This window comes from Kitasatospora sp. GP30 (assembly GCF_029892145.1).
GTDB lineage: Bacteria > Actinomycetota > Actinomycetes > Streptomycetales > Streptomycetaceae > Kitasatospora > Kitasatospora acidiphila.
Genome location: NZ_JARZAH010000008.1, coordinates 1 through 19,923, shown reverse-complemented (window position 1 = coordinate 19,923; position 19,923 = coordinate 1). Strand labels below are relative to the sequence as shown.

16 protein-coding genes are annotated in these 19,923 nt (G+C 72.3%); 9 read left to right on the top strand and 7 right to left on the bottom strand.

The window, feature by feature from the left end; genetic code table 11:
• Positions 1–84 precede the first annotated feature (84 nt).
• Positions 85–282 carry a DUF1918 domain-containing protein gene (locus tag P3T35_RS14610; protein WP_101382499.1) on the top strand — a complete coding sequence of 66 codons (198 nt, stop codon included), beginning with the start codon at positions 85–87 and terminating at the stop codon, positions 280–282.
• Between the two features lie 75 nt (positions 283–357).
• Here P3T35_RS14610 and P3T35_RS14605 read toward each other — a convergent pair whose 3' ends face one another.
• Positions 358–1,587 carry an acyl-CoA dehydrogenase family protein gene (locus P3T35_RS14605; protein ID WP_101382498.1) on the bottom strand — a complete coding sequence of 410 codons (1,230 nt, stop codon included), beginning with the start codon at positions 1,585–1,587 and terminating at the stop codon, positions 358–360.
• A gap of 179 nt (positions 1,588–1,766) precedes the next feature.
• Here P3T35_RS14605 and P3T35_RS14600 point away from each other — a divergent pair, with 179 nt between their 5' ends.
• Together P3T35_RS14600 and P3T35_RS14595 are read left to right on the top strand one after the other, a co-directional pair.
• On the top strand, positions 1,767–2,420 hold the full coding sequence (locus P3T35_RS14600; protein WP_280706220.1) for a TetR family transcriptional regulator: 654 nt from the start codon (positions 1,767–1,769) through the stop codon (positions 2,418–2,420).
• Between the two features lie 96 nt (positions 2,421–2,516).
• On the top strand, positions 2,517–3,929 hold the full coding sequence (locus P3T35_RS14595; protein WP_101385312.1) for a cellulase family glycosylhydrolase: 1,413 nt from the start codon (positions 2,517–2,519) through the stop codon (positions 3,927–3,929).
• Here P3T35_RS14595 and P3T35_RS14590 read toward each other — a convergent pair.
• Together P3T35_RS14590 and P3T35_RS14585 are read right to left on the bottom strand one after the other, a co-directional pair.
• Positions 3,926–4,894, bottom strand: a complete 969-nt coding sequence (locus tag P3T35_RS14590) for a LuxR C-terminal-related transcriptional regulator (protein ID WP_101382496.1) — start codon at positions 4,892–4,894, stop codon at positions 3,926–3,928. The two genes, P3T35_RS14595 and P3T35_RS14590, sit on opposite strands and share 4 nt — an antisense overlap.
• Positions 4,895–4,958: 64 nt before the next feature.
• A complete protein-coding gene (locus tag P3T35_RS14585; protein WP_101385311.1) occupies positions 4,959–6,989 on the bottom strand; it encodes a M3 family metallopeptidase in 2,031 nt (676 codons plus the stop codon).
• Between the two features lie 126 nt (positions 6,990–7,115).
• On the opposite strand from P3T35_RS14585, the gene P3T35_RS14580 reads away from it, so the two are divergent.
• Positions 7,116–8,807 (top strand): bifunctional 3'-5' exonuclease/DNA polymerase, encoded by a 1,692-nt coding sequence (locus tag P3T35_RS14580; RefSeq protein ID WP_180356599.1) that lies wholly within the window; start codon positions 7,116–7,118, stop codon positions 8,805–8,807.
• 21 nt (positions 8,808–8,828) lie between these two features.
• On the opposite strand, the gene dhaM is transcribed toward P3T35_RS14580, so the two are convergent.
• Positions 8,829–9,224 carry a dihydroxyacetone kinase phosphoryl donor subunit DhaM gene (gene dhaM, locus P3T35_RS14575; RefSeq protein ID WP_101382494.1) on the bottom strand — a complete coding sequence of 132 codons (396 nt, stop codon included), beginning with the start codon at positions 9,222–9,224 and terminating at the stop codon, positions 8,829–8,831.
• 112 nt (positions 9,225–9,336) lie between these two features.
• Between dhaM and dhaK the strand changes: the two genes are divergently transcribed.
• The 4 genes from dhaK to P3T35_RS14555 all read left to right on the top strand — a co-directional run bounded on the left by dhaK (position 9,337) and on the right by P3T35_RS14555 (position 13,791).
• Positions 9,337–10,332, top strand: coding sequence for a dihydroxyacetone kinase subunit DhaK (gene dhaK, locus P3T35_RS14570; protein WP_101382493.1), 996 nt, complete (start codon positions 9,337–9,339; stop codon positions 10,330–10,332).
• 31 nt (positions 10,333–10,363) lie between these two features.
• A complete protein-coding gene (dhaL, locus tag P3T35_RS14565) occupies positions 10,364–11,005 on the top strand; it encodes a dihydroxyacetone kinase subunit DhaL (RefSeq protein ID WP_180356598.1) in 642 nt (213 codons plus the stop codon).
• Between the two features lie 234 nt (positions 11,006–11,239).
• Complete coding sequence (locus P3T35_RS14560) at positions 11,240–11,458, top strand: cation transporter (protein ID WP_141633866.1); 219 nt, start codon at positions 11,240–11,242, stop codon at positions 11,456–11,458.
• A 68-nt stretch (positions 11,459–11,526) separates the two neighbouring features.
• Complete coding sequence (locus P3T35_RS14555) at positions 11,527–13,791, top strand: heavy metal translocating P-type ATPase (protein WP_101382491.1); 2,265 nt, start codon at positions 11,527–11,529, stop codon at positions 13,789–13,791.
• 92 nt (positions 13,792–13,883) lie between these two features.
• Here P3T35_RS14555 and P3T35_RS14550 read toward each other — a convergent pair whose 3' ends face one another.
• From P3T35_RS14550 to P3T35_RS14540, 3 genes are all read right to left on the bottom strand, one after another.
• The gene (locus tag P3T35_RS14550; RefSeq protein WP_101382490.1) at positions 13,884–14,603 is read right to left on the bottom strand and encodes an SDR family oxidoreductase; all 720 of its coding nucleotides are present in this window, start codon (positions 14,601–14,603) and stop codon (positions 13,884–13,886) included.
• Between the two features lie 491 nt (positions 14,604–15,094).
• Positions 15,095–16,393 carry a citrate synthase gene (locus tag P3T35_RS14545; RefSeq protein WP_101382489.1) on the bottom strand — a complete coding sequence of 433 codons (1,299 nt, stop codon included), beginning with the start codon at positions 16,391–16,393 and terminating at the stop codon, positions 15,095–15,097.
• A gap of 233 nt (positions 16,394–16,626) precedes the next feature.
• Positions 16,627–18,867: an ATP-dependent RecD-like DNA helicase gene (locus P3T35_RS14540; RefSeq protein WP_101382488.1), complete on the bottom strand. Its 2,241-nt coding sequence runs from the start codon at positions 18,865–18,867 to the stop codon at positions 16,627–16,629.
• Between the two features lie 158 nt (positions 18,868–19,025).
• Here P3T35_RS14540 and P3T35_RS14535 point away from each other — a divergent pair, with 158 nt between their 5' ends.
• Entirely contained in the window at positions 19,026–19,817 is a 792-nt protein-coding gene (locus P3T35_RS14535; protein ID WP_101382487.1) for a VOC family protein, read from the top strand.
• Positions 19,818–19,923 lie beyond the last annotated feature (106 nt).

The following is a 19,923-nucleotide window of genomic DNA, read 5'->3' as shown; positions in this document are numbered from 1 at the left end:
GAGTAACGTGAGACGTGAGTCCAGTGACTCTCTGGTGGGATGCCCGAAGAGGGATTCCGACCCCGAGACAAGGAGTTTCCGGACATGCGCGCAGACGTTGGCGACCGCGTCCATATCCACAGCAGAGCCGTTGGCATCGAGGAGCGGCAGGGAGAGATCACCGAGGTGCACGGGCAGAACGGCGAGCCCCCGTACCTGGTCAAGTTCTCCGATGGCCACGAGGGCCTGCTCTACCCGGGCCCCGACTGCACCATCGAGCGCCGCGCCGCCGAGGGGCGCTAGCAGCAGCACCCGGTCCCGACCCGCCCTGGCGGCGCAACTGCCCACCAGGGCGAGTCCGCGTGCCGGCACACGGACTCAGCGGATCGGCATCCCCGAGATGCTGCGCGCTATCACCAGCCGCTGGATCTCGCTGGTCCCCTCGAAGATCGTGTAGATCGCGCTGTCCCGGTGCATCCGCTCCACCGGGTACTCGCGGGTGAAGCCGTTGCCGCCGAGCAGCTGCATCGCCTGCGCGGTCACCCACTTCGCGGTCTCGCCGGCGTAGAGCTTGGACATCGAGCCCTCGGCGGCGGTGAACGGCTGCTGGTTGGCAGCCATCCAGGAGGCCCGCCAGACCAGCAGCCGGGCCGCGTCGATGCGGGTGCGCATGTCGGCCAGGGTGAAGGCGACGCCCTGGTTGTCGATGATCGGGCGGCCGAACTGCACCCGGGTCTTGGCGTAGTCGAGCGCGACCTCGTAGGCGGCCCGGGCGATCCCGATGGCCTGGGCGCCGACGGCGGGCCGGGAGGCCTCGAAGGTGGCCATGGCGGCGTTCTTGCCGCGCGACGACGAGCCGCCGGCCGCGCGCTCCCGGGCCCGGGCCAGCCGCTCGTCGAGCTTCTCCTTGCCGCCGAGCAGGCAGTGGCCGGGGAGGCGGACGCCGTCGAGGACGACCTCGGCGGTGTGCGACGCACGGATGCCGTGCTTCTTGAACTTCTGGCCCTGGGCGAGCCCCTTGGTGCCCGGCGGCACCACGAAGGAGGCCTGGCCGCGGGCGCCGAGCGCCGGGTCCACGGTGGCGACGACCACGTGCACGTTGGCGATGCCGCCGTTGGTGGCCCAGGTCTTGGTCCCGTTGATGACCCACTCGTCGGTGGCCTCGTCGTAGACCGCGCGGGTGCGCAGCGCGGAGACGTCGGAGCCGGCGTCCGGCTCGGAGGAGCAGAAGGCGGCGACCTTGACGTCGTCGGGGGTGCCGAACATCTGCGGGACCCAGGTGCCGACCTGCTCCTCGGTGCCGTTGGCGAGCACGGCGACGGCGGCCAGGGTGGTGCCGACGATGGACAGGCCGATGCCGGCGTCGCCCCAGAACAGCTCCTCCATGGCGATCGGGATGCCGAGGCCGGACGGGTCGAAGTACTGCTGGGCGTAGAAGTCCAGCGAGTAGATGCCGACCTTGGCGGCCTCCTGGATGATCGGCCAGGGGGTCTCCTCGCGCTCGTCCCATTCGGCGGCGGCCGGACGGATCACGTCGCGTGCGAAGCCGTGCAGCCAGTCGCGAACGGCCTGCTGGTCCTCGCTCAGCGCCATCGAGAAGGCGTTCATCGCCAGTCACTCCTCGTCACTACTCACGTTGGATCGTCCGAGCCCGAGATCAGGGCCCAAGATCGCGCCGCCCGGGTGTTACCACGGGTAACATCGAGGGAGTCTGCTACTGATAGGTAATGGCTGTCAACGAGTCCGGACGCGGCAGTGCGGGACACGAGAACGAGGGAGGGGCCGGGGTGACCGCGCTGGGGGAACCGCGCAGGGAGCAGCTGCTCAACGCCGCCGACCGGGTGGTCCGCCGGGACGGACCGGGCGCCAGCATGAACGCGATCGCCGCCGAGGCCGGGATCACCAAGCCGATCCTCTACCGCCACTTCGGCGACCGCAGCGGCCTCTTCCAGGCCCTCACCGAGCGGCACACCGTCGGCCTGCTGACCGCGATCCGGGCTGCCCTGGCCGAACCGCTGGAGCGGCGCGAGCAGGTGGAGCACGTGCTGGACACCTACCTGGCCGGGATCGAGGCCCGGCCGCAGGTCTACCAGCTGCTCACCCATCCGGAGGCCGGCGACCCCGACGGCGTGGGCGGGGCGCTCGCCCCGGCGCTGCGGCAGATCGCCGAGGAGATCACCCGGGCGGTGACCGCGCAGGTGGACCTCGGCCCGGACGGCCCGCTGCTCTCCGAGGCCTGGGGCCGGGCGATCACCGGCATGGTGCTGGCCGCCGGCGACTGGTGGCTGGAGAACAAGCCCTGCCCGCGCGCCCGGATGGTGCAGGCGCTGGCCGACCTGCTCTGGGGCCGGCTGGCGGCCGCGGCCCCGCTGCCCACTCCCCCGGCCCCTGCACCGGAAGCCGCCGAGGCCGCCACCGATGCGTCCGACAGGGCGGAGTGACGGTCAGCCAAATCGATCGACGTCCCAACTCTTGCGCCCGGCCGGGCAGTTCCGGAAGCATCGACGGCCACCACCGCCTGCCTCTGCGAGGTGCCCGTGCGCGTCCGCCGTACCGCCACCGCTCTGCTGCTGACCGCCGCCGCGCTGCTCGGCTGCGCACCGCTGGCCCAGGCACAAACCCCAAGGGCCACAGCCGACTTCCCGACCGGAACCGCCACCGCACCGGACGGCCGGGTGCTCTTCACCGACGCGCACGGCCAGGTGGTCGAGCCGCGCGGCTTCAACGTCGACAAGTACGACGAGACCACCGAGGCCGATCTGCGCTCGATCGCCGCGCACGGCTTCACCCTGATCCGGGTGGCGGTCTCCTGGAACCGGCTGGAGCCCGCCCAGGGCCACTACGACGACGCCGAACTCGCCAAGCTGCGGCGGCTGCTGGACTGGGCGGACCAGGACGGCCTGCTGGCCGTGGTCGACTTCCACCAGGACGTCTACGGCCCCGCGTTCGTCGGCGGCGACGGCGGCATTCCGCGCTGGGCGACCAGGGACGACGGGCTGCCGTTCGTCCCCGATCCGAACGACTGGTTCGCCGGCTACTTCCAGCCCGCCGTGCAGGCCGCCTTCCGCCACCTCTACGACGACCCCGACCTGCGCCGCCGGCAGACCGACTTCTACACCCGCCTGGCCCGTGAACTACGCGGCCACCGCTCGCTGCTGGGCTACGACCTGTTCAACGAACCGTTCGGCCCGGTGTCCGGCGACCCGAGCGACCCGGCGGTGCTGGCGGCGTCGGCGGCCCAACTGGAGCAGGGCCGACTGGCGTTGATGTACCAGCGGCTGATCGGCGCCATCCGCACCGTGGACCAGCGCAGTTGGCTCTTCGTCGAGCCGACCGTGCTGGTCGGCGAGGGCGTGCCCACGCAACTGCCCGGCTTCACCGACCCGCGGCCCGGCCAGCCCCGGCTCGGCTACGCACCGCACTTCTACGACACCGCCGTGGAGAACGGCGCCGACTGGAACCCGGGCGACGGCTTCATCGAGGCCTACACCGCGGCGATCACCGACTATCCGCGCCGCAACCGGATGCCGCTGCTGGTCGGCGAGTGGGGGCCGCCGAGCGCGGCCACTCCGGGCAACGCCGAGCTGGTGCGCCGTCAGATCGCCGCCATGGCGGGCTTCGCGAGCGGCTGGACCATGTGGTACTGGTGCCGGGGCAGCGGCGGCTACTGCGCGATCGGCCCCGACGGGCAGCCGGCCACCGGCGACGGCCCGGCCTTCGGTCCGTACGCGGCGGTGCTGGCCGGGCTGCCGGGCACGGAGAGTTGGGCGGCCGACCGGTACACGGTCGCGTTCACCGCCACCGGCGGCTGGACCGAGCTGGCCGCACCGCCGACCGCCCGGCTCACCGTCACCGGCAGCGACCGGGTTCAGGTGGACCGGCACACCCCGGGCCGGCTGCGGGTACGGGTGCCGCACGGCGCCCGCGTGGTCATCGAGTCGGACGACTAGAGCAGGTCGGCCCGGGCCGCCTGGATGCCGGCCTGGAACCGGGTGCGGGCGCCGAACCGGTCCATCAACTCCCGCACCCAGCGCTGCACCGTGCGGGTGGAGACGCCCATCTGCCGGGCGATGCTCTCGTCCGTCAACCCGGCCGCCAGCAGGGCGAGCAGCTGGCGGTGGCGGTCCTGCGGCAGGTCCGGCGAGTCGGCGGCGGGCAGGCGCATCGCCCTGGTCCAGTAGAGCTCGAACAGCCCGGCCAGGGCGTCCAGCAGGGAGGACGGCCGCACCAGTAAAACGTTCTGCAGCTCGGTGCCGGTGCCGACCGGCAGCAGCGCCCACTTGTCGTCCACCAGAGCCAGCTTGAGCGGGAGTTCGGGCAGCACCCGGGCCTGCTCGCCGGCGCCGGTGAAGAGCCGGATCTCGGCCAGCCGGTCCGGCTCCCGCAGCACCCGGCTCTCGTAGACCACCCGCATCCGCACGCCCCGGGCCAGCGCGGCGAGTTCGAGCTCCGGATCGGCCCGGCGGATGTAGGGCGGCTTGTCCAGCACCCGCAACTCGCCGCGCACGCTCAGCTGGAGGCTGCGCCACAGCTCGGCTATCGAGTCCCGGCCGGTGATGACCTCGACCAGTTCACCGGCCTCGGTGCCGCTGCGGGACTTGCGGTAGGTGCGCAGCAGCTCGGTGATCCGGCCCCGGGTGCGGCGCAGTTCCAGCTCGCGGCGGAGCAGCAGCTCCTCCAGCGCCACGTCGGGGGCGGCCGCGCTCCACAGCGTGCCGTTCGGCATCGGGCGTTCCACCAGCCCGAGTTCGGCAAGCGAGCCGAGCGCGGCCAGCGACCGCTCGGCACCGATGCCGAGCACCTGGCCGAGCTGAGCGGCGCTCAGCCCGGCCACGGTCAGCAGCTGGAGGTAGAGCCGCTCCTGGTCGGAGGTCAGCCCGAGGGCGCCGAGCCGTGCGGTCCACTGCTCCGCCATCCGACCTACCGTCCCCGAGAGTTGGCCATACCTGTCATGCTAGCGCCAGGGCGGCCGAAGGGGATCAGTCCTGCGCCAGCCCCCGGCGCGCCAGCAGCGGTCCGACCTGCGGGTCGCGCCCGAGCACTGCCCGGAAGGCGTCCATCGCGGACACGCTGTCACCCCGGCTCAGCAGGTCGCGGCGGAACGACTCACCGCTCTCCCGCACCGGCCGGCCGTTCCCCTGGAACCACTCCACGGTGTCCGCGTCCAGCACCTCCGACCAGAGGTAGGAGTAGTAACCGGCGCCGTAGCCGCCGACGAAGAGGTGGGCGAAGTAGCCGGTGCGGTAGCGCGGCGGCATCGCGGGCAGCGCGAGGCCGGCCTCCTTGAGCACCCGGGCCTCGAACTCCTCGACGTCCTGGACGGTCTCCTGGTCGGCCGAGCGGGTGTGCCAGGCCCAGTCGAGCAGCGTCGCGGCCAGCACCTCCACCATCCGCAGGCCCTGGCCGAAGTTCTCGGCCTCCTCCAGCCGGTCCAGCAGCTCGGTCGGCAGCGGCTCGCCGGTCTGGTAGTGCCGGGCGTACCGCGCCTGCACCTCGGGCCAGGTCGACCACATCTCGTTGACCTGCGAGGGGAATTCGACGAAGTCACGCGGCACCCGGGTGCCGGCCAGCGACGGGTAGCGCACGTCCGAGAGCAGGCCGTGCAGGGCGTGGCCGAACTCGTGGAACAGGGTGCGCACCTCGTCCAGGCTGAGCAGGGCCGGGCGGCCGGGTGCGGGCTTGGTGATGTTCAGGTTGTTGAAGACCACCGCGCGACGGTCCAACAGGCCGGACTGCGAGACCAGTTCATCCATCCAGGCGCCGCCGCGCTTGGACGGGCGGGCGAAGAAGTCGGCCAGGAACAGGCCCAGCGGCGTGCCGTCCTCCTCGAACACCTCGAAGACCCGGGTGTCGGGGTGGTAGCCGGCCAGGTCGAGCCGCTCGGTGAAGGCCAGCCCATAGGCCAGCTGGGCGGCATGGAAGACGCCGTCGCGCAGCACCCGCTCCAACTCGTAGTAGGGGCGCAGCTCGGCGGTGTCGACCTCGTACTCGGTCCGGCGCACCCGCTCGGCGTAGTAGGCCACGTCGTGGGCGCCGAAGTCGGTCACCCCGTCCGCCTCGGCGGCCTGGGCCAGCCGGGCCAGCTCGCGTTCGGCGTTGGCCACCGAGGGCGCCACCAGCTTGGCCAGCAGCTCGCTGACGGCCTCCACCGTGCCGGCCGTCTGGTCGGCCACCGTGTAGGCGGCGTGGCTGGGGTAGCCGAGCAGGGCGGCCCGCTCGGCGCGCAGCGCGGCCATCCGGGCGGCCAGCGGGCCGTTGGTGCTCAACCCGCGGGCGAGCGCGCTGTCCAGCAGCCGGCGGCGCAGCCCGCGGTCGGCGAGCTTGGCCAGCAGCGGCTGGTTGGTGAAGTTCATCAGGGTGAGCGCGTAGCCCTCCTCGCCGCGCTCGCGGGCGCCGGCGGCGGCGGCCTCGATCTCGCCCTCGGAGAGCCCGGCGAGCTGCTCGGCGTCCGTCACCAGCAGCGCGCCGGCCGCGTTGGCGGCGTGCAGCTGCTGCTGGAAGGTGGCGGAGGCGGAGGCCAGTTCGGCGTTCAGTTCGCGCAGCCGCCGCTGCTCGGCACCCGACAGCCGGGCACCGGCCCGGACGAACCGCTGGTGCAGGCGCTCCAGCAGCCGCAGCGACTCGGCGTCCAGCCCCAGCTCGGCCCGGTTGCGGTGCACCTCGTCGATCCGGGCGAAGAGCGCCTGGTCGAGGTGGATCGCGTCGTCGTGGGCGGCCAGCTTCGGCCGGTACTCGGCGTCGAGTTCCTGCACGGCGTCATTGGTGTGGGCGGAGGACTGGTTGTCGAAGACCACCAGCACCCGGGTCAGCAGGGCGCCGCTGCGCTCCAGCGCGACCACGGTGTTCTCGAAGCCCGCCGGCTCGGGGTTGCCGGTGATCCGGCCGATCTCGGCGAGCTGCGCGGCCATGCCCTGGTCGAGCGCGGGCCGGTAGTGCTCGTCCCGGATCTCGGCGAAGGGCGGCAGCTGGTACGGCAGCGCGCTCGGAGCGAGGAAGGGGTTGTCCGTCATTCCGCCGACCATACGCGCCGCGCTCGGCTCCGCGCTGGCCATTGCACCTGACGTTGTCAGTCCCGCGCGCTACGGTCGGGAATGCCTGATCCATTGCCCGGAACCGACCCGAACAGGAGGCCGCCGATGACGCCCAGGATCGCCCTGGTGCCCGATCAGCAGGGGCGCGGCGGCCGGCTGCAGCGCCTCACCGAGCAGGGCGAGCCGGTCGGCGGGGTGCTGACCGCGCGCGATCTGGCCGCCGCGGTGGCCGAGCTGGAGGCGGCCGAGCGGCCGCGCTGGGTCTGGGCAGCCGCCGAGTCGGCCTACGTCCCGCTGCTGGCCGAGCTGCCCAACCGGCTGGGTCGGTGCCACGATCTGCGGCTGGTCGAGCCCCTGCTGCTGGGGCACGAGGGCCGCTGGGGCGCGCCGCGCTCGCTGGGCGCCGCCTGGGCGCGGCTGCGCGGCTTGCCGGTGCCCGACGATCTGCCGGAGGCCGGCGCCGCCGAGGCGCAGGATTCGCTGTTCGCCCCCGACCGGTTGCAGCTGCCGCCGGGCACCGACGCGCTCACCGCCGTGCTCGCCGTCCATGCCGAACAGCAGCGCCGCCTCGGTGCGTTCGAGGACGCGGCGGAGCGCTCCCGGTTCCGGCTGCTGGTGGCCGCCGAGTCGGCCGGTGCGCTGGCCGCCGCCGAGATGGCCGCCGCCGGGCTGCCGTGGCGCGCCGAGGTGCACGATGCGATGCTCACCGAGCTGCTGGGCCCGCGCCCCACGGTTCCCGGCACCCAGCCGGCCCGGCTGGCCGAGCTCTCGGTGCGGCTGCAACAGGCGCTGGGCAGCAAGCCGTTCAACCCCGACTCGCACACCCAGGTGCTGAAGGCCTTCGCCGACCAGGGCATCCGGCTCTCCTCCACCCGGGTCTGGGAGCTGCGCGGGATCGACCATCCGGCCGCCGAGTTGATGATCCGCTACAAGGAGCTGTCCCGGATCCACTCGGCGCACGGCTGGGCCTGGCAGGACGCCTGGGCGCGCGGCGGCCGGTTCCGCCCGGAGTACGTGGTGGGTGGCGTGGTCTCCGGCCGCTGGGCCAGCCGGGGCGGCGGCGCGCTGCAGATCCCGCGGCTGCTGCGCCGTGCGGTGGTGGCCGATCCGGGCTGGCGGCTGGTGGTGGCCGATGCCGCACAGTTGGAGCCCCGGGTGCTGGCCGCGCTCTCCGAGGACGCCGCGCTGGCCCGCAGCGCCGCCGGCGGCGATCTCTACCAGGCGCTGGCCGCCACCGCGTTCCACGGCGAGCGGGACAAGGCCAAGCTCGGCCTGCTCGGCGCGATGTACGGGCAGACCAGCGGGGACATCGGCCCGCTGCTGGCGATCCTGCGGCAGCGCTATCCCGCCGCGATGGGCTATGTGGAGGCGGCGGCCCGCCTCGGCGAGGAGGGCGGCATCGTCCGGTCCCGGCTGGGGCGCAGCTGCCCGCCGCCCTCGGACGCCTGGCTGGACCTCACCGAGGCGGCGGCCGGCGAGGGCGAGCAGGGGCCGCGGTCGGCCCGGGCCCGCGGCCGGTTCACCCGCAACTTCGTCATCCAGGCCTCGGCGGCGGACTGGGCGCTGGCGCTGATCGCCGCGCTGCGCCGAAGACTTGCCGAGCTGCCCGACCATCCGCATCTGGTCTTCTTCCAGCATGACGAGGTGATCGTGCACACCCCCGCCGAGCTGGCCGAGCAGGTGGTGTCGGCGGTCAACGAGTCGGCTGCCGAGGCCAGCCGGCTGGTCTTCGGGCCGACCCCGGTGCAGTTCCCGATGAGCACCGCCGTGGTGGAGTGCTATGCGGACGCCAAGTGAGCCGCACCCACTGATGAGCCGTCAGAACTTGTGCGACTGCCAGGCCTCCCGGGCGGCCTGGGCCACCTCCGCCAGCGCGGCCCCGGTGGAGGCGGTCACCACGGCCGCCACCGCGCCCTCCACGAACGGGGCGTCCACCAGCACCACTTGGTCGGGCCGGTCAAGGTCGGCGAGCACGGTGCGGGCGGTCAGCACGGCGCTGCCCAGATCCGGCAGCACCACCACGCCGGCGCCGCCGTCGGCCTCGCGCACGGCGGCCTCGATCAGCTCGTAGCTGGTGCCCGTGGAGCCGTCCTCGGTGCCCGCCGCGACCGCCACCGCCACGGCGCCGCCGCCCAGTTGCTCGGCCAGTTCGCGCACCCCCGCGCCGAGCTGCGGGCTGTGCGACACCAGGACGATTCCCACCGAGGTCCTCATGGCCCGAGCCTAGCCGGATCGCCACGCCAGGGCTGGACGAACGGCTGAGGAATCCCATCGGGGTGGCGTAGGTTCGAGGCAGCCGGTCCGACCGCCACCCCGGGAGTCCCGCATGAAGAAGCTGATCAACACGCCCGAGTCCGTGCTCGACGACACCCTCGCCGGAGTCGCCGCCGCACACCCCGAGTTGGCGGTGGACCGGGCGGCCCGGGTGGTGCACCGGGCGGACGCACCGCGTCCGGGCAAGGTGGCGTTGATCTCCGGCGGCGGTTCCGGCCACGAGCCGCTGCACACCGGCTTCGTCGGCCCCGGCATGCTGGACGCGGCCTGCCCCGGCGAGGTGTTCACCTCCCCCGTGCCGGACCAGATGCTGGCCGCGATCTCGGCCGTCGACGGCGGGGCCGGCGTGGTCTTCGTGGTGAAGAACTACACCGGTGACGTGCTCAACTTCGCGCTGGCCGCCGATCTCGCCGCCGAACAGGGCATCGAGGTCCGCACCGTGCTGGTGGACGACGACGTCGCCGTGCAGGACTCCACCTTCACCGCCGGGCGGCGCGGCACCGGCGCCACCGTGGTGGTGGAGAAGGTCTGCGGCGCGCTGGCCGAGCGCGGTGCCGGCGCCGCGGAGGTGGCCTCGATCGGCGAGCTGGCCAATGCCGCGTCCCGCTCCTTCGCGGTGGCGCTGACCGCCGCGACCGTGCCGGCCGCCGGCAAGCCCGGCTTCGACCTGCCGGGCGACGAGATCGAGGTCGGGGTCGGCATCCACGGCGAACCGGGCCGCCGCCGGGAGCCGCTGCGCCCGGCCCGTGAGCTGGCGGCCGAGGTGGTGGAGACCGTCCTGGCCGACCACACCCTGGCCTCGGGCGACCAGGTGATCGCCCTGGTCAACGGCCTGGGCGGCACCCCGCTGCACGAGCTCTACCTGGTTTACGGCGAGGTGGCCGCCCGCCTCGCCGAGCGCGGCATCACCATCGCCCGCCGGCTGGTCGGCAACTATGTGACCAGCCTCGACATGGCCGGTTTCTCGCTCACCCTGACCAAGGCCGACCCGCAGCTCCTGGAGCTCTGGGACGCGCCCGTCGCCACCCCCGCCCTGCACTGGTCCTGACACCCCCTTGTGAGACCGACGGAGCATCAGCATGTCCTACGCCATCGACCACGATCTCGCCGTCGCCTGGCTGCGCGCCGCGGCCGCGGCCGTCGAGCAACGGCACCAGGAACTCACCGAGTTGGACGCCGCGATCGGTGACGGCGACCACGGCACCAATCTGCGGCGCGGCTTCGCGGCCGTCACCGGGCTGCTGGACGAGTTGGACCCGGCCGCCCCGCCGGGCAGCGTGCTGACGCGGGCGGGCACCACCCTGATCTCCAAGGTCGGCGGCGCCTCCGGACCGCTCTACGGCAGCGCGCTGCGGGCGGCCGGCACCGCGCTGCCCGCGCCCACCGCCGACCTGACGGACCTGGCCCAGGCGCTGCGGACCGGCCTGACCGCGCTGCAGAAGCTGGGCGGCGCGGCGGTCGGCGACAAGACCATGGTGGACGCCTTCGAGCCGGCCGTCGCCGCCCTGGAGCGCGCCGCCTTCGACGGCTTCACGCTGCGCGAGGCGAGTGCGCTGGCCGCCGAGGCCGCCGAGGCGGGGGCCAGGGCCACCATCCCACTGGAGGCCCGCAAGGGCCGCGCCTCCTACCTGGGGCCGCGCAGCATCGACCACCAGGACCCGGGCGCCACCTCCACCGCGCTGCTGTTCGCCGCCCTCGCCGAGGTGTCGTCACCGCACTGACCTCACTCGCTCCCCACAGGCCACCTGGACACGCGTTGTGACCAGGTGGCCTTTTCACGCGCCCGGGAGCGGCGCAATACCACCCCGTGTCCACATGCGACTACTCTCAGTGCCCTGCTGTGGCGATCATCTCACGCCGACCGCAGTCCATCCCGCCCCATGGAATACCCAGGGGGGGTATGGTGTTCTCACGGTACGGCGCCACCCGGCGCCCCTGACCCTCGGAGGCTCTCAATGGCCAGCACCACCACCTACACCGTCACCGGCATGAGCTGCGGCCACTGCGAGAAGTCGGTGTCCGAGGAGCTCTCCGCACTGGCCGGCGTGCTCACCGTCGCCGCCGACGCCAAGGCCGGCACGGTCACCGTCTCCTCCGAGCAGCCGCTGGACGAGGCCGATGTCCGCGCCGCGATCGACGAGGCGGGCTACGAACTGGTCGGCCCGGCGGCCTGACCGCGGTGACGGGGGGCGCGCCCCCGCCGCCCCCCGCACCCTCTGATCCTCGATGGGAGAGCAGCACGATGAGCACCGCCAGCAGCACCGTCCCGAGCGCGGCCACCGACCGCGTCGAGCTGTCGATCGGCGGGATGACCTGCGCCTCCTGCGCAGCCCGGATCGAGAAGAAGCTCAACCGGCTGGACGGCGTCGAGGCCACCGTCAACTTCGCGACCGAGAAGGCCCGGGTCGACTTCGGCCCCAGCGTCACGGTGGCCGACCTGATCGCCACCGTGGAGCGCACCGGCTACACCGCCGAACTGCCCGCGCCGCCCGCCGCCCAGACGCCTTCGCCGCAGACCCCGGCGCCGACCGAGGCCCCCGATCCCCTGCGCGAGCGGCTGACGATCAGCGCGCTGCTCACCGTCCCGGTCATCCTGCTCTCCATGGTCCCCGCGCTGCAGTTCACCAACTGGCAGTGGCTGGCGTTCGCGCTCACCGGCCCGGTGGTGCTGTACGGCGGCTGGCCCTTCCACCGGGCCGCCGGCACCAACCTGCGGCACGGCGCGGCCACCATGGACACCCTGGTCTCGCTGGGCACCCTGGCGGCGTTCGGCTGGTCGGTCTGGGCGCTGTTCTGGGGCGACGCCGGGCGGCCCGGCATGAAGCACATGTTCTCGCTGGCGGTCAGCCGCGCCGACGCCGGATCGTCGCTCTACCTGGAGACGGCCGCCGCCGTCACCGTGCTGATCCTGCTCGGCCGCTGGCTGGAGGCCCGCTCCAAGCGGCGCGCCGGAGCCGCCCTGCACGCCCTGCTGGACCTCGGGGCCAAGGACGTCGCGGTGCTGCGGGACGGCCGTGAGGTGCGGATCCCGGTCGCCGAACTCACCGTCGGCACCCGGTTCGTGGTCCGCCCGGGCGAGAAGATCGCCACCGACGGCGTGGTGGTCGAGGGCGCGTCCGCAGTGGACGCCTCGATGCTCACCGGCGAGTCCGTCCCCGTCGAGGTCTCGGTCGGTGCGCCGGTCACCGGCGCCACCGTCAACGCGGGCGGCCGCCTGGTGGTCGAGGCCCGCCGGGTCGGCGCCGACACCCAGCTCGCCCGGATGGCCCAGCTGGTCGAGCAGGCCCAGAACGGCAAGGCCGCGGCGCAGCGGCTGGCCGACCGGATCTCCGCGGTCTTCGTGCCGGTGGTGATCCTGATCGCGCTGGCCACCCTGGTCGGCTGGCTGCTGGCCGACGGCAGCCCCACCGAGGCGTTCACCGCCGCGGTCGCCGTGCTGATCATCGCCTGCCCGTGCGCCCTGGGTCTGGCCACCCCGACCGCACTGATGGTCGGCACCGGGCGCGGCGCCCAGCTCGGCATCCTGATCAAGGGCCCCGAGGTGCTGGAGACCACCCGCCGGGTCGACACCATCGTGCTGGACAAGACCGGCACCGTCACCACCGGCAAGATGGCGCTGACCGCCGTGCACACCGCCGACGGTGTCTCCGAGGAGCAGGCGCTGCGGCTGGCCGGCGCGCTGGAGGACGCCTCCGAGCACCCGATCGCCCGGGCCATCGCGGCGGCCGCCACCGACCGGCTGGGCGCCCTGCCCGGTGTCGAGGGCTTCGAGAACATCCCGGGCCTGGGTGTGCAGGGCGTGGTGGACGGCCACGCGGTGCTGGCCGGCCGGGAGCGCCTGCTGGCCGACTGGTCGCAGCCGCTGGGCGCCGAGCTGGCGGCCGCCAAGGCCGAGGCCGAGGCGGCGGGGCGGACCGCCATCGCGGTCGGCTGGGACGGCGCGGCCCGCGCGGTGCTGGTGGTGGCCGACACCGTCAAGCCGACCAGCGCCCAGGCGGTGCGCGAGCTGCGCGAGCTGGGCCTGCGCCCGGTGCTGCTGACCGGCGACCACCGGGCGGCCGCCGAGGCGGTGGCCGCCGAAGTGGGCATCCCGGCCGCGGACGTGATCGCCGAGGTGCTGCCGGAGGACAAGGTGGCCCAGGTCCGGCGGCTGCAGGGCGAGGGCCGCTCGGTGGCGATGGTCGGCGACGGGGTCAATGACGCCGCCGCGCTGGCCCAGGCCGACCTGGGCCTGGCGATGGGCACCGGGACGGACGCGGCGATCGAGGCCGGCGACCTGACGCTGGTCCGCGGCGACCTGCGGGTGGCTGCCGACGCGATCCGGCTGTCCCGGCGGACCCTGGCCACCATCAAGGGCAACCTGTTCTGGGCCTTCGCCTACAACGTGGCGGCGCTGCCGCTGGCCGCCACCGGCCTGCTCAACCCGGTGGTCGCCGGCGCCACGATGGCCTTCTCCTCGGTCTTCGTGGTCAGCAACAGCCTGCGGCTGCGGCGCTTCGGCGGCTGACCAGCCGGCTCGGCGCCCGGCCGGCCTGCTTGGCGCCCGACCAGCCGGCTTGGCCCCTGGCGGTCCGTCAACTTCCGCGAGCTCCTTGGACGTCAGCGTCCGAGGAGCTCGCCGCCGTTGCAGTGCAGGATCTCGCCGGTGATGAAACCGGCCTCCGGGGAGGCCAGGAAGTGCACGGCCGCGGCCACCTCGCCGGTCTCGCCGATCCGGCCCAGCAGGGTGCGGGCGGCCCGGCGGGACACCTCGGCCTCGTCCAGCCGGGGACCGAAGAACTCGGTACCGGCCACCGTGCCGGGGGCGACGATGTTGGCGGTGATCCCCGACGGGCCCAACTGGGCGGCCAGGAAGTGGTTCCAGGCGTGCAGCGAGGCCTTGGCGGCCCCGAACGAGCCGGCCCCGCGCAGCGCGGCGATCGAGCTGATGGTGACCACTCTGCCCTCCCCCGGGGTGAGCCGGTCCCGGACCGACTCGGTGAGCAGCACGGCGGTCAGCACATTGCGCTCGAAGTCCCCGCGCCAGCGGGCCAGCAGCGCGTGCGGGCCGACCCCGAAGCCGGTCTCCCGGCTGCCCGCGTTGTTCACCAGCACATCGATCCGAGTCGGCAGCGCGCGCAGCGCGGCCTCCACCTCGTCCGGGTCGGCCAGGTCGCAGACCAGCGGCGTGACGCCGCCGCCGAGCTCCGCCACGGCCGAATCCAGCACCGCACGGCGGCGGCCCACGATCACCACCTGCTCGCCGGCCTCGACGAAGCGCCGGGCGATCTCCAGGCCGATTCCGGTGCCACCGCCCGTGACGACAACATTCCTGGCCATCTGCAAATCTCCCGCCCTGTCAATACCGGAATGACACGATTCCTATCACGCAGGGTTGCCGTCACTGCGGGGAGGGTGACGCTCGGCGCCGGGGATCGTGTGGTATGAGCGGGTGGCACGCGGGAGCGAGAGGCAACTCACACCGCCCGGACGTAACTTTGCCGGGCCTGATACGTCTTACCTTGGTGAGTGCGACCTTCCACCGCGGAACGGCGTGCGCGTGCCACCCTCCCCCCTGGGCCGGCCCGCGTACCCGCGGCCAGGTCGCCGTCGGGGCTCCGGCGGGCCCCGGGATGGCTGTCGTGGTACGACGGTCCTCGCGCACGGCGCCGGGCAGTGGAGTGGATCTGGAACGCTTTGAGCGGCCGTTCCCGGTCTCGTCTCCGCATCGCCCGGTCGCCGTGCGTCGCACGTACGAAGGGCCCCACTGCTCGGCAGTGGGGCCCTTCGGTTTCAGCGTTCCGGCGCGGGAGCGGACCCCCGGCCGCGGGTCAGCGCTTGTCGAGCGCCACGTAGTCGCGGATCGCGGTGCCGGTGTAGATCTGGCGCGGACGGCCGATCCGGCTGCCCGGCTCCTGGATCATCTCCTGCCAGTGGGCGATCCAGCCGGGGAGCCGGCCGAGCGCGAACAGCACGGTGAACATGCTGGTCGGGAAGCCCATCGCGCGGTAGATCAGGCCGGTGTAGAAGTCGACGTTCGGGTACAGCTTGCGGGAGATGAAGAAGTCGTCGCTGAGCGCGTGCTCCTCCAGCTTGAGCGCGATCTCCAGCAGCTCGTCCGACTTGCCGAGCTGGCCGAGCACCTCGTGCGCCAGACCCTTGACCAGCGCGGCGCGCGGGTCGAAGGCCTTGTACACGCGGTGGCCGAAGCCCATCAGCTTGACGCCGTCCTCGCGGTTCTTCACCTTGCGGATGAAGGCGTCGACGTCGCCGCCGTCCTTCTGGATCTGCTCCAGCATCTCCAGCACGGCCTGGTTGGCGCCGCCGTGCAGCGGGCCCCAGAGCGCCGAGATGCCGGCCGAGACCGAGGCGAACATGTTGGCGTGGCTGGAGCCGACCAGGCGCACCGTGGAGGTGGAGCAGTTCTGCTCGTGGTCGGCGTGCAGGATGAGGAGCTTGTCCAGCGCGTTGACGATCACCGGGTTGAGCTCGTACTCCTCCGCCGGGACGGCGAAGGTCATCCGCAGGAAGTTCTCGACGTAGCCCAGGTCGTTGCGCGGGTAGACGAACGGCTGGCCCATCGCCTTCTTGTAGGCGTAGGCGGCGATGGTCGGCAGCTTCGCCAGCAGGCGGACCGTCGACAGGTTCCGCTGGGCCTCGTCGAACGGGTTGTGGCTCTCCGGGTAGAAGGTGGAGAGCGCGCCGACCACCGAGGAGAGCATCGCCATCGGGTGCGCGTCCCGGGGGAAGCCCTGGAAGAAGCGCTTGACGTCCTCGTGCAGCAGGGTGTGCTGGGTGATGTCGCTGCTGAAGGTCTCCAGCTGGTCGGCGGTCGGGAGCTCGCCGTTGATCAGCAGGTAGGCGGTCTCGATGAAGCTGCCCTGGTCGGCCAGCTGCTCGATCGGGAAACCGCGGTAGCGGAGGATGCCGTTGTCACCGTCGACGAAGGTGATGGCGGACTTGTACGCGGCGGTGTTGCCGAAGCCGTTGTCCAGGGTGACCAGGCCGGTCTGCGGGAGCAGCTTCGAGATGTCGAACCCAGAGTTGCCCGCCGTGCTCTCGACCACGGGGTACTCGTACTCGCCACCCTGGTACTTCAGGACTACGGCGCTTTGACTGTTCTCGCTCACGCTATTCCTCACCGACGATTAGAAATCCGCTTCGCGTGCCCTGCCGTCCACCCTCCCCCATGCGGTGGACGACCGCGCACCCGGGGTGGCCCAAAAGAGCCGGCCCCTACAAATTCGGCAGCTCCAGCCGGTACGAACCGGACAAGATCACTGCACGACTAGGCTGGTCCATCAATTTCTTCACGTCAAGATACCCCCGTCGCGGCCCTGTACCCCATTCGGGTTCGAGCTGTTCACTCGCTTGACAGCCGGTGGTCAAGCGCCGCATGCCTGCGACCGGCGCCCACCGTCCGCACCGCCTGGCCGATCGCCTTGCGCGAGCCGACCAGGACCACCAGCTTCTTGGCCCGCGTCACCGCCGTGTACAGCAGATTTCGCTGCAGCATGGTCCAGGCCGAGGTGGTGACCGGAATCACCACCGCCGGATACTCACTGCCCTGCGAGCGGTGAATGGTCACGGCATAGGCGTGCTGCAGTTCGTCAAGTTCGTCGAAGTCGTACGGCACCTCCTCGTCCTCGTCGGTCAGCACGGTGAGCCGCTGATCCTCCGCACTGAGCGAAGTGACCACGCCTACAGTGCCGTTGAAGACGCCGTTGCGACCCTTCTCGTAGTTGTTTCGGATCTGGGTGACCTTGTCGCCGACCCGGAAGGTGCGGCCGCCGAAGCGCTTCTCCGGCAGGCCCTCGCGGCCCGGGGTGACGGCCGCCTGCAGCAGGGTGTTGAGGTTGCCCGCACCGGCCGGGCCGCGGTGCATCGGCGCCAGCACCTGCACGTCCCGGCGCGCGTCCAGCCGGAAGCGCTGCGGGATCCGGCGGGCCACCACGTCGACCACCAGGCCGGCGGTGCGCTCGGTGTCGTCCTCCACGAACAGGAAGAAGTCGGGCAGGCCGTCGGTGAGCGGCGGCTTGCCCTCGTTGATCCGGTGCGCGTTGACCACCACCCCGGACTGCTGGGCTTGGCGGAAGATCCTGGTCAGCCGCACCGACGGGATCGGGCCGCCGTCGGCCAGCATGTCCCGCAGCACCTCGCCGGCGCCCACCGAGGGCAGCTGGTCCACATCGCCCACGAACAGCAGGTGCGCGCCCGGTGCCACCGCCTTGACCAGCTTGTTCGCCAGGATCAGATCCAGCATCGACGCCTCGTCCACCACCACCAGGTCGGCGTCCAGCGGACGGTCCCGGTCGTAGGCCGCCTCGCCACCCGGCCGCAACTCCAACAGCCGGTGCACGGTCGCGGCTTGATGGCCCGTCAGCTCGGCCAGCCGCTTGGCCGCCCGGCCGGTCGGCGCCGCCAGCAGCACCTTCGCCTTCTTGGCCAGCGCCAGGGTGACGATCGACTTCACGGTGAACGACTTGCCGCAGCCCGGGCCACCCGTCAGCACCGCGACCCTCTCGGTCAGCGCCAGCCGGACCGCCTGCTCCTGCTCGGGCGCCAGCTCGGCTCCGGTCCGCTCGGCCAGCCAGGACAGCGCCTTGCCCCAGTCCACATCCCCGAAGCCGGGCATCCGGTCCCTATCGGCGCGCAGCAGCCGCAGCAGCTGGTTGGAGAGCGACACCTCGGCCCGGTGGAACGGCACCAGGTAGATCGCGCTGACCGACTCCCCGTCATCTCCCGGCAGCAGCTCGCGGACCACACCCTCCTCGGCAACCAGCTCACCCAGGCAGTCGATCACCAGGCCGACATCCACCTGGAGCAGCTTCACCCCGTCGGCGATCAGCCGCTCCTCCGGGAGGTAGCAGTGGCCCTGATCGCTGCTCTGCGACAGCGCGTACTGCAGACCGGCCTTGACCCGCTCCGGGCTGTCGTGCGGGATCCCGACGGCCTGGGCGATCCGGTCGGCGGTGAGGAAACCGATGCCCCAGACATCGGCCGCCAGCCGGTAGGGCTCGTTCTTCACCACGCCGATCGAGGAGTCCCCGTACTTCTTGTAGATCCGCACGGCCAGCGAGGTCGACACCCCCACCCCCTGGAGGAAGACCATCACCTCCTTGATCGCCTTCTGCTCCTCCCAGGCCGCGGCGATCATCTTGGTGCGCTTGGGGCCGAGCCCCGGGACCTCGATCAGGCGGGACGGCTGCTCCTCGATCACCGTGAGGGTGTCGATGCCGAAGTGGCCCACGATCCGCTCGGCGAACTTCGGCCCGATGCCCTTGATCAGGCCCGATCCCAGATAGCGCTGGATCCCCTGGACGGTGGCAGGCAGCACGGTGGTGTAGTTCTCCACGGTGAACTGGCGGCCGTACTGCGGATGCGAGCCCCAGCGGCCGTGCATCCGCAGCGACTCGCCGACCTGGGCGCCGAGCAGGGCACCGACCACGGTCAGCAGCTCGGCGGCACCGCGGCCGGTGTCGACGCGGGCGACCGTGTAGCCGGTCTCCTCGTTGGCGTAGGTGATCCGCTCCAGCACGCCCTCCAGCTGGGCGAGCTGGTGCGGTACCGGGGCCTGCGCCTGCCGGCCCTGCAGCACGCTCATTCGACGCACCCCTCCTGTGCTAGGCGGCCCTTCCGCGGTAGCGCCGTGCGTGATGAACGGTACCGCTCCGTGCCGACACCACCGGCCGCGATTGTGGCCACCGCGCCCAAGGCCGACGATGACAAGTGGAGACCCATTCGACTGAAGCGGATGACACCATGTTGACCACCGATTTCGCGCCCGGCGCTCCCAACTGGATCGACCTCGGCAGCCCCGACACCGACGCGGCCCAGCAGTTCTACAGCCGGTTGTTCGGCTGGACCTTCACCTCGGCCGGGCCGAACTCCGGCGGCTACGGCTTCTTCCGCCTGGGCGGGCAGACCGTGGCCGCCCTCGGACCGCTGACCGAGGAGGGCACCACAGCGGCCTGGACGGTCTACTTCCGGACCGAGGACGCCGACCAGACCGCCAAGCTGGTCTCCCAGGCCGGCGGTGTGGTCCGGTTCGGCCCGTTCGACGTCTTCACCTCCGGGCGGATGGCCGGCTTCACCGATCCGACCGGCGCCGCCTTCGCCGTCTGGCAGCCCGGCACCACCAGGGGCCTGGACGCCGTGACCAGCACCGGCACCCTCTGCTGGACGGAGTTGCACAGCAGCGACCCCGAGCAGGCCAAGGAGTTCTACCGGAAGGTCTTCAACTGGCTTGAGCAGGACGTCCCGTTCGGCGATTTCACCTACACCGTGATCACTCCGACCGGCGGTGGTCTGGATGCCAGCCAGGGCGGTATCGCCACCCTGATCCCCGTGGACAAGGCCGTGCACACCGGGTCCTACTGGCTGCCGTACTTCGAGGTGACCGATGTGGAGGCGACCCGCGCCAAGGCGGTCGAGCTGGGCGGCGGGCAGCGCGGTGAGGTGATCGACGAACCCGGAGTCGGGCGGTTCGTGCAGCTCACCGATCCGCACGGGGCGGTCTTCTCGGTGATCACCAGCACTCCGCCTGACAACTGACCGGAAACGCGAAGAAGCCCCCACCGCTGTGTTTGATTAAACACAGCCCCGGTGGGGGCTTCTTCTGAAGAATTGTTCGGCGGCGTCCTACTCTCCCACAGGGTCC